6 protein-coding genes and 8 pseudogenes are annotated in these 15,608 nt (G+C 62.9%); 3 read left to right on the top strand and 11 right to left on the bottom strand.

What is annotated here, in order from left to right; all coding sequences use genetic code 11:
- Window positions 1–103 precede the first annotated feature (103 nt).
- Window positions 104–3,308 (top strand): annotated as a pseudogene (rne, locus tag PspTeo4_RS01245) (ribonuclease E).
- A 342-nt stretch (window positions 3,309–3,650) separates the two neighbouring features.
- On the opposite strand, the gene murB reads toward rne, so the two are convergent.
- The 8 genes and pseudogenes from murB to PspTeo4_RS01195 form a co-directional block, all read right to left on the bottom strand.
- On the bottom strand, window positions 3,651–4,670 hold the full coding sequence (gene murB, locus PspTeo4_RS01230) for a UDP-N-acetylmuramate dehydrogenase (protein WP_322361967.1): 1,020 nt from the start codon (window positions 4,668–4,670) through the stop codon (window positions 3,651–3,653).
- Window positions 4,667–5,130 (bottom strand): annotated as a pseudogene (locus tag PspTeo4_RS01225) (low molecular weight protein-tyrosine-phosphatase). The gene murB and the pseudogene PspTeo4_RS01225 overlap by 4 nt, the downstream one beginning before the upstream one ends.
- The gene (kdsB, locus tag PspTeo4_RS01220) at window positions 5,130–5,894 is read right to left on the bottom strand and encodes a 3-deoxy-manno-octulosonate cytidylyltransferase (protein WP_322361966.1); all 765 of its coding nucleotides are present in this window, start codon (window positions 5,892–5,894) and stop codon (window positions 5,130–5,132) included. Before kdsB ends, PspTeo4_RS01225 begins: the two are co-directional and overlap by 1 nt.
- Window positions 5,891–6,075, bottom strand: a pseudogene (locus tag PspTeo4_RS01215) (Trm112 family protein). Before PspTeo4_RS01215 ends, kdsB begins: the two are co-directional and overlap by 4 nt.
- A gap of 44 nt (window positions 6,076–6,119) precedes the next feature.
- A complete protein-coding gene (gene lpxK, locus PspTeo4_RS01210; protein ID WP_322361965.1) occupies window positions 6,120–7,121 on the bottom strand; it encodes a tetraacyldisaccharide 4'-kinase in 1,002 nt (333 codons plus the stop codon).
- Window positions 7,121–7,554, bottom strand: a pseudogene (locus PspTeo4_RS01205) (ExbD/TolR family protein). Before PspTeo4_RS01205 ends, lpxK begins: the two are co-directional and overlap by 1 nt.
- Window positions 7,551–8,187 (bottom strand): annotated as a pseudogene (locus PspTeo4_RS01200) (MotA/TolQ/ExbB proton channel family protein). Before PspTeo4_RS01200 ends, PspTeo4_RS01205 begins: the two co-directional pseudogenes overlap by 4 nt.
- A gap of 164 nt (window positions 8,188–8,351) precedes the next feature.
- Window positions 8,352–10,581: pseudogene (locus tag PspTeo4_RS01195) on the bottom strand (DNA internalization-related competence protein ComEC/Rec2).
- Window positions 10,582–10,723: 142 nt separating this feature from the next.
- On the opposite strand from PspTeo4_RS01195, the gene PspTeo4_RS01190 reads away from it, so the two are divergent.
- A complete protein-coding gene (locus tag PspTeo4_RS01190; protein ID WP_322361964.1) occupies window positions 10,724–11,293 on the top strand; it encodes a DUF2062 domain-containing protein in 570 nt (189 codons plus the stop codon).
- Here PspTeo4_RS01190 and PspTeo4_RS01185 read toward each other — a convergent pair.
- From PspTeo4_RS01185 to PspTeo4_RS01175, 3 genes and pseudogenes are all read right to left on the bottom strand, one after another.
- A pseudogene (locus PspTeo4_RS01185) lies at window positions 11,254–12,021 on the bottom strand (ABC transporter permease); the annotation flags it as partial. The gene PspTeo4_RS01190 and the pseudogene PspTeo4_RS01185 sit on opposite strands and share 40 nt — an antisense overlap.
- On the bottom strand, window positions 12,018–12,950 hold the full coding sequence (locus tag PspTeo4_RS01180; RefSeq protein WP_322361963.1) for an ABC transporter ATP-binding protein: 933 nt from the start codon (window positions 12,948–12,950) through the stop codon (window positions 12,018–12,020). The gene PspTeo4_RS01180 and the pseudogene PspTeo4_RS01185, both read right to left, overlap by 4 nt.
- Before the next feature lie 133 nt (window positions 12,951–13,083).
- Window positions 13,084–13,704: pseudogene (locus tag PspTeo4_RS01175) on the bottom strand (glutathione S-transferase).
- 179 nt (window positions 13,705–13,883) lie between these two features.
- On the opposite strand from PspTeo4_RS01175, the gene PspTeo4_RS01170 reads away from it, so the two are divergent.
- A complete protein-coding gene (locus PspTeo4_RS01170; RefSeq protein WP_322361962.1) occupies window positions 13,884–15,335 on the top strand; it encodes a hypothetical protein in 1,452 nt (483 codons plus the stop codon).
- Window positions 15,336–15,608: the final 273 nt, after the last annotated feature.

Here is a 15,608-nt window from a genome sequence, read left to right as displayed (position 1 = left end):
ACACGGGGTGGCCCCGCCACCCTTTGCGCACCTTGGCACCGACCATTGAGAAGTCGTGTGTGCCGAACGCCGTTTCCGGCAGCCCGGAAACCGACGGTACAACATGAAAAGAATGCTGATTAACGCGACTCAACCCGAAGAGTTGCGTGTAGCCCTGGTGGACGGCCAACGTCTCTACGACCTGGACATCGAGTCCGGGGCTCGCGAGCAGAAAAAGGCCAACATCTACAAAGGCAAGATCACCCGAATCGAGCCCAGCCTCGAAGCCGCCTTCGTCGACTTCGGCTCCGAACGTCACGGCTTCCTGCCGCTGAAAGAAATCTCCCGCGAATACTTCAAGAAAGCCCCTGAAGGCCGCGTCAACATCAAGGAAGTCCTGAGCGAAGGCCAGGAAGTCATCGTCCAGGTCGAGAAGGAAGAGCGCGGCAACAAAGGCGCCGCCCTGACCACCTTCATCAGCCTGGCTGGCCGTTACCTGGTGCTGATGCCCAACAACCCACGCGCTGGCGGCATCTCCCGTCGCATCGAAGGCGAAGAGCGCAACGAACTGCGCGAAGCCCTGAACGGCCTTACCGTTCCCGGCGACATGGGCCTGATCGTTCGCACTGCAGGCCTTGGCCGCAGCAGCGAAGAAATGCAGTGGGACCTCGACTACCTGCTGCAGCTGTGGACCGCCATCAAGGAAGCGTCCCAGGACCGCGTCGCGCCTTTCCTGATCTACCAGGAAAGCAACGTCATCATCCGCGCCATCCGCGACTACCTGCGCCAGGACATCGGCGAAGTGCTGATCGACAGCATCGACGCCCAGGAAGAAGCCCTGACCTTCATCCGCCAGGTGATGCCGCAGTACGCCAGCAAGGTCAAGCTGTACGAAGACAGCGTTCCGCTGTTCAACCGCTTCCAGATCGAAAGCCAGATCGAGACCGCCTTCCAGCGCGTCGTCGACCTGCCGTCCGGCGGTTCGATCGTGATCGACCCGACCGAAGCCCTGGTCTCCATCGACATCAACTCGGCGCGCGCCACCAAAGGCAGCGACATCGAGGAAACCGCCCTGCAGACCAACCTGGAAGCGGCTGAGGAAATCGCCCGCCAACTGCGTCTGCGTGACATCGGCGGCCTGATCGTCATCGACTTCATCGACATGACCCCGGCCAAGAACCAGCGCGCCGTCGAAGAGCGCGTGCGTGAGTGCCTCGAAGCCGACCGCGCCCGCGTTCAGGTTGGCCGCATCTCGCGCTTCGGCCTGCTGGAAATGTCCCGTCAGCGCCTGCGTCCATCGCTGGGCGAAAGCAGCGGCATCGTCTGCCCGCGCTGCTCCGGCACTGGCATCATCCGTGACGTCGAGTCGCTGTCGCTGGCGATTCTGCGCCTGATCGAAGAAGAAGCCCTGAAGGACCGTACCGCCGAGGTTCGCGCCCAGGTGCCGATCCCGGTCGCCGCCTTCCTGCTCAACGAGAAACGCAACTCGATCACCAAGATCGAACTGCGTACCCGTGCGCGCATCATCATTCTGCCGAACGATCATCTGGAAACGCCGCACTTCGAAGTCCAGCGCCTGCGCGACGACAACCCGGACGTGCTGAGCACCCAGTCCAGCTACGAAATCGCCGCCTCCGAAACCGAAGAAGCGCCGCAGCCGACCGCCACCCGCACCCTGGTTCGCCAGGAAGCCGCGGTCAAGACCGCCCCGGCCCGCGCCAACGCACCGGTACCGAGCACTGAAGAGCAGCCTGTCGCAGCGCCTGCCCCTGCCCCGGCGCCAAGCGCACCGGAGCCAAGCCTGTTCAAAGGCCTGGTGAAGTCGCTGGTCAGCCTGTTCGCCGGCAAGGACGAGCCTGTCGCCGCCCCGGCTGTCACCGCCGAGAAGCCAGCTGCCGAGCGCCCTCAACGCAACGAGGAGCGTCGCAACGGTCGCCAGCAGAGCCGCAACCGTAACGGCCGTCGTGAAGACGAGCGCAAGCCGCGCGAAGAGCGTGCCGAGCGCGCCCGCGTGAAGAGCGCCAGCCACGTGAGGAACGTGCACACGCGAAGAACGCGCCCCACGCGAAGAGCGCCAACCACGCCAGCCACGCGAAGATCGCCGCGCCAACCGTGAAGAGCGTGTACGCGAGCTGCGCGAACCGCTGGATGCCACCCCTACCGCTTCGGCTGCACGTGAAGAGCGTGCACCTCGCGAAGAGCGCGCCCCGCGTGAAGAACGTGCACCTCGCGAAGAACGCGCACCACGCGAAGAACGTGCTCCTCGTGAAGAACGTGCCCCACGCGAAGAGCGCGCTCCTCGTGAAGAGCGCGCACCACGCGAAGAACGTGCCCCACGCGAAGAACGTGCCCCACGCGAAGAGCGTGCTCCTCGCGAAGAGCGCGCCCCGCGCCCACCGCGTGAAGAACGCCAGCCACGCGCAGCCGAAGAGGCCACCGAGCAGACTGCGGAGCTTGCCGAAGAGCAACTGCCGAACGAAGAGCAACTGCAGGACGAGCTGGAAGGTGCAGATGGCGAGCGCCCACGCCGCCGTTCGCGCGGTCAGCGTCGTCGCAGCAACCGTCGCGAGCGTCAGCGCAATGCCAACGGTGAGCTGATCGACGGCGAAGAAGAAGGCAGCGAAGAGCAGCCACAACAGCACCAGGCCACTGAGCTGGGTGCCGAACTGGCTGCCGGCCTGGCCGTCACCGCTACAGTCGCTACCAGCAACATCAGCGCCACTGCCGAAGCCGAGGCCAACCAGCAAGCCGAACGCGCTACCGCTGAAGTCGTAGCCACTGAAACCGTCGAAGCCGCCCAGGTTGTCGAGCAGGTTGAAGTCAGCGCCCAGGCGGAAGAAGTGTCGATCGCCCCTGTGGTCGAGCAGCCGGTCAGCGAGCCAGCCGCCCCGGTCGAAGCCAGCGTCGAGCCAGTGGTGGAAGTCGCACCACAGCCTGCCGTGGAAGAAGCACCTGCGGCGGTAGTCGAAGCACCTGTCGAAGTGGCTGCTCAAGCGCCGGTCGTTGAAGCACCAGCCGTTGAAGCCGAGCAGGCTCCAGTGGTTGTTGAAGCGGCCCCGGTTGTCGAGCCAGTGGTCGAGGCCCCAGCCGTTGAAGCCCAGCCCGAAGTGGCGGCAGCGCCAGCAACTGAGGCTAGCGAGCCAGCTGCGGTCGAAGCCACTGCGGCTACCGTGATGCTGCCAAACGGCCGTGCACCTAACGACCCACGTGAAGTGCGTCGCCGCCGCCTCGAAGCCGAAGCTGCGGCCAAGGCTGCGCAGGAAGCGGCAGTGTCGGCTGAAGAGCCAGCGCTGGAAACCGCTGACGAGCAGAAACCGCACCACGGTTGATGCCATCGCGTGAATGAAAAAGCCCCGCCAGTGCGAACTGGCGGGGCTTTTTCTTGGCTGACTGTCGGGAGATGTGCAGCGCCTATGGAATCGCGCGCCGCCCGCGCGGCGCATCGCGAGCAAGGCTCGCTCCTACGTTTGTTTCGGGCCAGTTATACCTGTGGGAAATGCGCGCGAACGCTTTGGCGCAAGGCGCGATATCGAGTCGAACAAACAAGGCGGTCGCGCGCGCCCGTCACAGGCGTTATTGGCCGTAAACAAACGTAGGAGCGAGCCTTGCTCGCGATGCGCGCGCGGGGCGCGCGATTTGCGCACCACCTCAAAACTCAAGCCTGGAAGCCCTCAGTAAAGGTTGGGCTCCATCTCCAGCTCAACCCCGAACCGCTCGTGGATATCCGCCTGAATCCGGCGCGCCAGTTCATGCAGTTGCGCCCCGCTCGCCTGGCCATAGTTGACCAGCACCAGCGCCTGCAACCGATGCACCCCGGCATCTCCATCACGGTAGCCTTTCCAGCCCGCCTGCTCGATCAACCAGCCTGCCGCGAGCTTGACCTGGCCATCCGCCTGGGGATAAGCCACGACATTCGGATACCGCGCGCGAATACGCTCAGCCACCACCGCCGGCACCACCGGGTTCTTGAAGAAGCTCCCGGCATTACCCAGCTCGGCCGGGTCTGGCAGCTTCTCGCGGCGAATGCTGCAGATGGCATCGCTGATCGCCTGCGCCGTCGGCTGTTCGATACCCTGCTCGGACAAGCGCTGGCGCACCGGGCCGTAATCCAGGTGAGCCTGCAACGAGCGACTCAAGGCAAAGCGTACGCGCAAGATCAACCAGCGGCCCGGGTTGCGCTTGAATACGCTGTCGCGGTAGCCAAAGGCGCATTCTTCCAAGGCGAAATCCCGCACCTCGCCGGTTTCCCGGTCCAGCGCGGTCAACCCGGCGAATACATCCTTGATCTCGACGCCATAGGCACCCACGTTCTGCATCGGCGCCGCGCCCACGGTACCGGGAATGAGGCTGAGGTTCTCAAGACCACAGAAGCCCTCCGCCAATGTCCACTGCACGAACGGGTGCCAAGGCTCGCCGGCTTCAGCTTCGACCACCACACGATTGCCATCATCCAGCAACACTCGCTGGCCACGGCTGGCCATGTGCAGCACCAGTGCGTCGATATCACGGGTCAGCAGCAGATTACTGCCGCCGCCCAGCACGAACACCGGCACGTCACGCTGCTGCGCTTCGGCCAATGCTGCATGCACTTCAGCATCGCTGTGCGCCTGGGCAAAATACCGGGCCTTCACGTCGATGCCGAAGGTGTTGAAGGCCTTGAGCGATACCTGCTCTTGCCAGTTCGCCGTCATAACCGCCCCTTGATTTCCACGACCAGCCCGCGGCATGCCGCTTCGATCAGGTCCAGCACACGCTCGAACCCGTCAGCACCGCCGTAATAAGGGTCCGGCACTTCGTCCAACTCGCCGTCGTAGCGACGCAGGAACAGGTCAAGCTCGCCTTTTGCCGTATGCGGCGCATGGCGCGCAGGTGGCTCAGGTTGCTTTCATCCATGGCCAGAATCAGGTCGTACTCGGCGAAGTGCGCCGGTTTGACCTGCTGGGCACGCTGGCGCGACAGGTCGTAACCACGCGCCAGGGCGGCCTTGCAGGTGCGGCTGTCAGGGGCCTTGCCGACATGCCATTCAGCGGTGCCGGCCGATGCCACCTGCACCTGGTCGGCCAAGCCGGCAGCCTGCAGCTGATGGCGCAGCACCCCTTCGGCGGTCGGCGAGCGGCAAATGTTGCCCAGGCAGACGAACAGGACGCGCATCAGGCCTCCAGCAAGCGCCGGACGCGCTCCAGGTCTTCAGGGGTATCGACACCCACCGCTGGCGCTTCGATCGCATCCTCAACGTGAATACGCACGCCATGCCACAGGGCGCGCAGCTGCTCCAGCGCCTCAGTCTGTTCGAGCCAGCACGGGCCCCAGCTGACGAAGTCCTGGAGGAAGCCCACGCGGTAGGCGTACATGCCGATATGGCGGCGGTACGGTACGCCCTCCGGCAGTTGATCGCGGTCCTTGGCGAAGGCATCACGGGCCCAGGGCAGCGGCGCACGGCTGAACGTCAGGGCCAGGCCGTTCTTGTCGCTGACGACCTTGACCGCGTTGGGGTTGAACACCGCCTGCGGCTCATGGATCGCTTCAGCCAGGGTGGCGATACCTGCTTCCGGGTGAGCCGCCAGGTTGGCGGCCACCTGGTCGATGATCACCGGCGGAATCAGCGGCTCGTCGCCCTGCACGTTGACCACGATGGCATCGGCAGGCAGGCCCAGGTGGGCAGCCACTTCGGCCAGGCGGTCGGTGCCGGACTCATGGTCGGCACGGGTCATCAGCACTTCAGCGCCGAACGCCTGGCAGGCGTCGACGATGCTGGCGTCATCGGTGGCGATCACCACACGGCTGGCACCGCTCTTGCGCGCCTGTTCCCAGACATGCTGGATCATCGGCTTGCCGGCAATCAGCAGCAAGGGCTTGCCCGGCAGGCGCGTGGAGCGCAGGCGGGCAGGAATCACCACGGTGAAGTTCAGGCTCATTTGTCCAGACGCTCGTCGTCGGTCAGGGTGCGCGCTTCGCTTTCCAGCATCACCGGGATGCCATCGCGGATCGGGTAGGCCAGGCCGGCGCCCTTGCTGATCAGCTCGGTCTTGTCGGCGCTGAGCTTGAGCGGGCCTTGGTGATCGGGCAGGCCAGGATGTCGAGCAGTTTGGTGTCCATGGGAAGCGTCCTTGAGGCCAGATGGCCGGAAATTGAATAAGGGCTCAGGGCTTGGGCAGCAAGCGCTGCAGTTGGCCATCGAACCAGCCGATGAACGCTGGCGAGGGCTGCGCCTCGACGGTGAGGTACCACCAGTCGTCGGCTGCGAAGGCCCGGCATTTGACCGCATCTTTTTCGGTCATGACCAACGGCAACGGCGGGCTGAAGGCCAGGCTTTCAGCGCTGAACTGCGCGTGGTCGGCGAAGGGATGCGGCACCGGCTGCCAGTTTAGCCCCAGCAGGGTGTTGAAGAAACGTTGGGGGTTGCCGATGCCCGCCACGGCATGCAGGGCCTGGCCGGCAGGGAAATGCTCCAGCCCACGGCGCTCGCCGCTACGCAGGTTGACCAGTGCAGAAGGCTGCAGGCTGAAGGCAAAACCTTTGTCGCGGTCGGCGCTGGCACCGTTGAACAGCACTGCATCGGCTGCCAGCAGACGCTCGGCCGGCTCGCGCAGCGGCCCGGCGGGCAGGCAGCGGCCATTGCCCAGGCCACGGGCGGCGTCGATCAGCACCAGCTCCAGGTCACGCGCCAGGCGATAGTGCTGCATGCCGTCGTCGCACAGAATCAGGTCCAGCGGTTCGCTGGCCAGCAATGCCTTGACAGCGCGGGAACGGTCGGGGTCGATCATCAGCGGCACGCCGGTGCGCTGGACGATCAGCAAAGGCTCATCACCTGCCTGTTCGGCACTGTGCTCGGCCCTGACACGCCAAGGCAACTGGGGCGGCTTGGCACCGTAACCACGGCTGACCACGCCAACCTTGAGCCCACGCTGGCGGCAGTGCTCGATCAACCACAGGATCATCGGCGTCTTGCCGGTGCCACCCACGGTGATATTGCCCACCACGATCACTGGCACGGGTGCGCGGTAGCTGGGGCTTTCACCATTCAGAAAACGCGCACGCTTGCGCACCACCACCCGCCGGTACAAGGCTTCAAGCGGGCGCAGCAGGGCCAGGGCCGGGTGCCCGGCGTACCACGCGGCGAGCAGGCGGTCGGCAAAGGCCATCAAGGGGTCCCCTGGGCGGCCTCGACGGTGGTCATGCGCAGGTGGCTGAAACCGAGCTTGCCGGCGGCATCCATTGCAGTGACCACGGCCTGGTGCGGGTCTTGCCGTCGGCGCTGATGGCCAGCGGCAGCGTGGTGTCACCACCGGACTCGCGCTCGATGGCCTCGGTCAGGGTAGCCAGGTCGCTCTTGGGCAGCAGGTGGTTGTTCACCGAATAAACGCCATCGGCGCTGATGGTGATTTCCACCAGTTTGTCCTGGTCGGCTGGCGGCTGTTCGGCACTGGCGGCCTCGGGCAGCTCGACCCGCAGCTGGGTTTCGCGGGTGAAGGTGGTGGTGACCACGAAGAACAGCAGCAACACGAACACCACGTCGATCAGCGACGCGAGGTTGATGTCGACGTTCTCCCGCTGGCGGTTGCGCCGGAACTTCACGCCTTGCCTCCAGCCACTTCCACTTCGCGGTCGCCCTGGATCACTTCCACCAGCTTGATCGCCTCCTGCTCCATGCCCACCACCAGCTCATCGATGCGGCGCAGCAGGAACCGGTGGAAGAACACGGCCGGGATACCGACCATCAGGCCGGCGGCGGTGGTGACCAGGGCCTTGGAGATACCACCGGCCAGCACGGCGGCGTTGGCGGTCATCTGCGAACCCATGAAGGCGCTGAAGATGTCGATCATACCCAGCACGGTGCCCAGCAGGCCGAGCAGCGGCGCCATGGCGGCGATGGTGCCGAGGGTGCTGATGTAGCGCTCCAGCTCGTGGATGACGCGCGAAGCGGCTTCCTCGATGCACTCTTTCATGATTTCACGGCCATGGCGGAGAGTTGGCCAGGCCTGCGGCGAGGATTTCACCCAGCGGCGAGTCAGCGCGCAGGGCCTTGAGTTTGTCACTGGTGAGCTGCTTGTCCTTGATCCACATCCACACCTGGCCCAGCAGGTGCGGCGGGGTGACACGGCTGGCGCGCAGGGTCCACAGGCGCTCGACGACGATAGCCATGGCGGCGATGGAGCTCAGAATGATCGGCAGCATCATCCAACCACCGGACTTGACCAATTCCCACACAGTAAACGCCCCTTCGGAAAAAGGCCGCCACTCTACCATAGGAGCGCAGGTGGCTCATCTGCCGAAGGTCAGGGAATTGTGGTGACTGCCTCATCGCCGGCAAGCCGGCTCCCACAGGTTCAGCGTTAAACCTGTGGGAGCCGGCTTGCCGGCGATTGGCCCGCTCAGCCACCACCAGACTCAGCCGCTGCCTCTCGCCAGAAGCGCCGCTGCGAGCGCATTCCCTCTACCTCACCCCAGCTACCTAGACGCAACCGCAACGCCCCCTCCACCGCCGTATCATGAATCGCCACCCCATGCCGACGGTAGCGCTCGATCACCTGCGGGTGCGGATGCCCGAAGCCATTGTTCCGCCCCCGCGAAATTAACGCGCCACGTGGTTGGGTAGCCCGCACGAACGCCTCGGTGGACGAGGTACGGCTACCGTGGTGCGGCGACTGCAGCCAGTCGATATCGGTTTGTTCGCTGGCCGCCAACCAGGCACGCTCGGCCCCCGCCTCCATATCGCCCGCAAGCAGCAACCGCTCACCCTGCGCCTCGACCAGCAGCACGCAAGAGCGGTCATTGCTGCCTTGCGCCCCAGGCCAGCGCCACAGCGAAAAGTGCACGCCATCCCACTCCCAGCGTTCATCACTGACACAGGGCTGCGCGCCGCGCAGGGTCTGTGCCTCACCCGCCAATAGACGCCCGATGGGCAACCCGCGAGCAACCGCCTGCGCGCCACCGGCATGATCGGCATGGGCATGACTGATCAGCATCACGTCCAGGTGATTGACGCCCAGCTTGCGCAAGGTCGGCAACACCACCCACTCGCCCAGGTCGCTGTCACCCCGAGCCGGCCCTGCATCGTACAAGAGGCTGTGATGTCGGGTTCGCAGCAGTACCGCCAGGCCTTGGCCAACGTCCAGCTGCCAGACCTCCACCTGCCCCGGCGGCACCTGCTCTCTGGGTACCCACAAGGCCAGCAGCATCACCCCGCCCAGCCCGCGCAATGGCACACCCCGGGGCAGCAGCACCAACAATGCACCACAGCTCACCAACAACCAGGCCCACAGCGGCAATGCGGCGGGTACCCAGGCCGATTGCCAGCCGGCCATCATGCCCAGCAGCTTGAAGAGTATGTCCAGCAGACCGCCCGCCAGCCACAGCGCGGCGGCTCACCCACGCCACCCAACGGCAGCAGCGCCGTGCCGAGCAACGCCAGTGGCAACACCGCCAGGCTGACCCAGGGCACTGCCAGCAGGTTGGCCAGCGGCGCACTCAGGCTGACCGGCAGCCCCGTGGCCAGCAATACAGGCAGCAAGCCAATGGCGACCACCCACTGTGCACGCGTCCAGGCCTGCCAAGGCCGCCAACCGCCAAGCCGTGCGCTGAAGCAATAGATGAGCACGGCCACTGCCGTGAACGACAACCAGAACCCCGGCAACAACGCCGCCAATGGCTCGAACAGCAGCACCACATTAAGCGCCAGCAACAACGGCAACCCGGCACCGATGTGACGAAAGCGCAGGCGCCAGGCCAGCACCACCGCCAACATCAGGCAGGCCCGCTGCACCGGCACGCCCCACCCCGCCAGCCCGCCATACCCCAGCGCCGCCGCCATGGCCAGGCCACAGGCCCACGGCAGCCAAGGCAAACGTTGCGGCCAGAAGCCCCAGCGCGCCAACCCGGCGACCAGTCCGTAGAACAGCCCAGCAACCAAACCGATGTGTTGCCCGGAAATGACCAGCAAGTGCACCGTGCCCGTGGCCTGCAAGGTTTGCCAGTCGTCCCGGCCAGCGCGGCACCATCGCCCAACACCAAGGCAACCAGCGCAGCTTCGCGACCATGGGCATCGACCGACACCAATCGCTGACGCAGCTGATCACGCCAACCACCCGACACAGCTGCCAGCAATTCTCCCGACTTGACCGTGCCGGTTGCGCCAACCCGCCGAGCCAACAGGCTTGCCTCCCGGTCCGGACCATGGGGGTTGAGCAAGCCGGCCGGGCGTTGCAAGGTTACGGCCAGGCGCCAGCGCTCGCCAGCACGAACTTGCGGCCCGTCGAACCAGCTCAGCTGCAGGAGTTTCGGCAACTCGGCTCGGCGCGAATGTGGCCCCGCCAGTTCGAATCGCACCCCTTGCGCCGTTCGGGTCGGCAAGCCGACCACCCTGCCCTCCAGCCATAGCGTACGTCCATCCAGCCTCGCCGCCAGCCGGTTATCCAGCGCCTGCTGGGCAGACCAACAAGCCCAACAAAACCCCAGCAGAAACAGCCCGACCGGCCAGCACCGCGTCATCAGGCACACCAGGGCGCAACAGACAAGCAGGAGAAGCCAGCCGACCGACGGCAAGGCAGGTAGAAACCCCAGGCACAACAGCCCAAGGGCGAGCGCAAACATCCCTGTGCGCATGAGATAGAGCTCCAGAAGCGTAATAACCTTCTGAGGCATAGACGAATCGACAGCAAAGCTTGCTCAACAATTGTCACAAACTCTGAACAAGGCTGAGATGGAATCAGGGCATACTGCCTTCACCAACGCCCCGGGAGCCTACATGCCGCGCCGACTGTTCAAACGCTACATGCCGGACCCGACCAGCATTCGGGAACACAAGTCTTTACGCTTTTTCGGCAAGCTGCTGCATGACCCGAACCTCTGGCACCTGAACCGTCACTCGGTGGCGCGGGCCATGGGGGTAGGCTTGTTCGCGGCGCTCATCCCTATTCCGATGCAGATGCTGCTGGCAGCGAGCCTGGCCATTCCGGTGCGCGGCAACCTGCCCATCGCGGTCAGCCTGGTCTGGCTGACCAACCCGCTGACCATGCCGCCGGTGTTCTTCGTCACCTACATGACCGGTGCCTGGCTGCTGCAGACACCACCGCGCACGCTGCCCGACGACCTGACCTTCGAATGGATCACCGACCAGCTAGCGACCCTCTGGCAGCCCTTCCTGCTCGGTTCGGTGGTGTGTGGCGTGGTGCTCGGCATCCTTGCCTACTTCATCACCATGGCCTACTGGCGCTGGTGGGTGGGCCGGCAGTGGCGCCGGCGCAAGCAGAAGGGCTTACAGAAATGCTCAGGCGCGCCGCGGCCGCTGACCAGCAGGCGAACGCACACCACATAGAGCACTGCGGTAGCAACCAGCATGAAGGTGATCGCCGTGCCAATGCTGATATCCGACACCCCTAGAATGCCGTAGCGGAACGAGTTGACCATGTGCAGCACCGGGTTGGCCAGCGATACGGTCTGCCAGAACGGCGGCAGCAGGTTGATCGAGTAGAACACCCCGCCCAGGTAGGTCAGCGGCGTCAGCACGAAGGTCGGGATGATCGAGATATCGTCGAAGTTGCGCGCGAATACCGCGTTGACGAAGCCCAGCAGCGAGAAGATGGTTGCGGTCAGCAGCACCACGACCACGGTCACGCCCAGATGGTGCACCTGCAGGTCGGTGAAGAACATCGACAGGATGGTCACGATCACCCCCACCGCCAGGCCGCGCAGCACGCCACCCAGCACATACCCCACGAGAATGGTGTGTGGCGACACCGGTGACACCATCAACTCCTCGATAGAGCGCTGGAACTTGCTGCCGAAGAAGCTCGACACCACGTTGCCGTAGGAGTTGGTGATCACCGACATCATGATCAGCCCCGGCACGATGTACTGCATGTAGGTGAAGCCGCCCATGTCGCCGATCTGCCGGCCAATCAGGTTCCCGAAGATGACGAAGTACAGGACCATGGTGATCGCCGGCGGCAGCAGGGTCTGCGGCCAGATGCGCAAGAAGCGCCGCACTTCGCGGTAGACGATGGTGTTCAGGGCGACCCAGTTGGTGCGCAGTTCCACACTCATACGGCCACCTTCGACAGGTTCTTTTCCACCAGGGACACGAACAGCTCCTCAAGTCGGTTGGTCTTGTTGCGCAGGCTCTGCACCTCGATGTTCTGCAGTGCCAGCTGGCCGAACAGCGCGGTGATGCCGATGTCCTTGTCCACCTGCACCTCCAGGGTGTGCGGGGTGATCAACCGGCACGGGTAACCCTGCAATACCGGCGCGGTGGCCAGGTCCTGCTTGAGGTCCAGCACGAAGGTCTCGACGTGCAGCTTGCCCAGCAGCTGGCGCATGCTGGTGTTCTCGACGATGGTGCCGTGGTCGATGATGCCGATGTTGCGGCACAGCTGTTCGGCTTCTTCCAGGTAGTGGGTGGTCAGAATGATGGTAATGCCCTTCTGGTTGAGCTCGGTGAGGAAGCTCCACATCGAACGGCGCAGCTCGATGTCCACCCCAGCGGTCGGCTCGTCGAGAATCAGCAGGCGCGGCTCGTGAATCAGCGCCCGGGCGATCATCAAGCGGCGCTTCATGCCGCCGGACAGCGAGCGTGACTGCACGTCACGCTTGTCCCACAGGCCCAGCTGGGTCAGGTACTGCTCGGCGCGCTCCTTGGCCAGCTTGGGCGGGATGCCGTAGTAGCCGGCCTGGGTGACGACGATGTCGAAGGTCTTCTCGAACTGGTTGAAGTTGAACTCCTGGGGTACCACGCCCAGGCAGCGCTTGAGCGCCGCTGGCTCGCGGTCCAGGTCATGGCCGAACACGTTCACCGTGCCGCTGGTCTTGTTCACCAGGGTCGAGAGAATACCGATGGTGGTGGATTTGCCGGCACCGTTGGGGCCGAGCAAGGCGAAGAAGTCACCTTCGGCGACATCCAGGTCGATGCCCTTGAGGGCCTGGAAACCGTTGCCGTAGGTTTTGGTCAACTGTCGAATGGACAGGGCAGAACTCATAGCGGGTCACGTACCGAGTGAAAAGGTCAGGACACGCCAGGGCAGGTCACTGGCGCAGTGAGTGCGGCCATGGTGCAAGGCCTGGCCGCACAAGTACAGTCATGTGTATTTGATAGTGACTATCGAAGCCGCATCAGGTCAGCGCGGTCATCACCGCCGCCTGGTAGGCAGGCCGCTGTTTCAGGCGCTCGTACCAGGCTTCCAGGTGGTGCATGGTTGCGCGCTCGATGGGCATTTCGAACCAGGCATAGATAAAGCTACCCAGTGGGATGTCGCCCATGCCGATCTGGTCACCGGAAAGGTAGGGCTGATGCGCCAATGTCTGGTCGGCAATCGCCAGCAGCTCGGCGCATTGCTTATGCGCGGCGTTGATCGCCACCCAGTCGCGTTGCTCTTCGGGGTGCGCAGCAGGCCCCAGAACAGCGGGCGGAACGGGCCGGCGAAGGAAGAGGTGGTCCAGTCCATCCATTTGTCCGCCAGGGCGCGCTGGCGTGGGTCTTCCAGATACCAGCCCTGCTCCTGGCCGTATTCGGCGCACAGGTAACGGACGATGGTGTTGGACTCCCACAGCGTCAGGTCGCCATCTTCGAGCATCGGCACCAGGCCATTGGGGTTGCGGGCGCGGTAGTGCGGTTCGTTGACCACGCCGAACGCCGCCAGCGTCGATGGATTCGAAATCCAGCCCAAGTTCGTGAGCGATCCACAGCGCCTTGCGCACATTGCTCGAGTTCTTGCGGCCCCAGATCTTCAGCATGGCAACGTCCTTTGGTATGCGGAAGGCAGCAGTGTACTGCAAAGCTTGTAGGCGATCGACCTAGGATAACCATGCTTCAGACCAACTTTATAACATCCAGGGCCTAGCATTTTTGTCAGTTCTAAGTATCAACAAAAAAACATACAGTTCCAGCTCACCCAGCAGCAAGGACAAATATGATGGACGCGCCCTCGACCTCAACGAAAATGGTTTTAGCCGCTTATTGCCCTGTGGAGTTGACCAATAATTCCTGGCAAAAACACTATGAAAACCACTCATTGGACACACACAACAACGAGATCATCACCAGCAAACGCGAATTGACCGTTGGTAAGCGCTGGGAATGGAGCGTCGTTCACCTCGGTCCCACAAATCTCACATATGACATGTATTACCGGACCGTAAAAATCACCCGGCTCGTGACCAAAGACACACGTCTCGAAACCCGCAAGGATACAGGGCTTAGACACCCGATAATCGCTGGAATACGCAACACCGGCACCAACGGCGATTCACTGACACTCACTCTTGACGTAGACAGTAGCTATCTGAAAATTGAAAACAACACCGACATTGACATCCGCTACTACTGGGATACGCCGCCCAGACTAATATGGTCTGGAAGGCCGGAAGATAGCGCATTATTCGAAACACACTATGCCAATCAAAAAAACACTCTGATCGGACACTTACTCTGGCGCCGCCGCAGTTTTGACATTTGGATGTATCCTGAGTTCGATTCTTTTTACAACCGTTTCATCTGGCGGGGCTACAACCAGTCATTAAATAAAGCCCTCAGCACACCCCTAGTGCAGCCTGGGACCGGCGAAGTAAGCATAGGGCTAGACCTCGACGCCTTCGAGTCCAACGGCACCATCCCGGCCGACATTTCCATATTCCCAAGTATCATCTTGCCACCCGATACCTGGAAGCACGTCCATGACTTCTTGATACCTGGGTATTTGCTGATGGTTGAATTCGATTACATTACCCTGCCAAAGGACAGTGCCCCCCATGCCGATGCCCTCCCCCTTTCAACCAGTACCGCTGGCAACAATTATTTCATCGACAGCTGCCCCGCAGAAGCTGAGCGTAATCCCACAATCGGTCAACCCGACATGGGCTATTACGAACCAACCGTCAGGCTCGATAAAGGTCATAGACGGCACACCGCATTACCAGCCCCCGGCGAACTCGCTCCTGCCCCTGTCCCGAATCCCGGCTGCAAAACTTTGATCCCTGCCATCCGCAAGGACAGCACACGCCAGATAAGTCTGCCGGCCGTTGCCGATGTGCTCGAAGCCTCCACCGCAACGGGCAAAGCTTACGCCACCTGGGTATCGGAGTATTTCAGTCAAACGCATTACTTCAAAGCGGCCAATGAAGCGGGGAAATTGAAGCTATCGATGTTCTACACCGATCTGACAAGCAAGGAAAGGCAAGTCGCCCTCAGCGACATCGTCTGGCACAGCTTGGCAGGCAACGGCAAAGTCGATGGCCAAGGCGTATTTATACCGGCTGATGGCGCGCCAGACTCCTTCACGGTTGTGCTGGCCATAGACTCAAATAAATCAGATGAAGAAGACTGGTACTGGGCCATGACGATCATCCCCATCCGTTCACCGATGTAGATGCCTTGGTTGAACTTCTGAATAACTAGGTTCGTACCAAAAGCCGCCGAGCGACGATCTCGCAACGTGCTTTCAAAGCAGTACGATCGTCGCTAAGGCATTTTCCAGATAACGCTTTGCAATATCGTTTCCAGGAAAGCCCGGCCAAGGCCTTGCTCGCGATGCTCCGCAAAAACGAACTCCATCAGCCACATTCTGTCACTGGTTTGAGCAGGGTTTTGCAACAGACCGACTAGGCTTGCTGCATGAATCTGGAGTCCAAGGTCACGGAGG

Origin of the sequence: Pseudomonas sp. Teo4, assembly GCF_034387475.1 — a bacterium.
Classification (GTDB): Bacteria; Pseudomonadota; Gammaproteobacteria; order Pseudomonadales; family Pseudomonadaceae; genus Aquipseudomonas.
The sequence above is the reverse complement of the archived record's forward strand: the minus strand, read 5'-3'. Positions and strand labels throughout refer to the sequence as shown.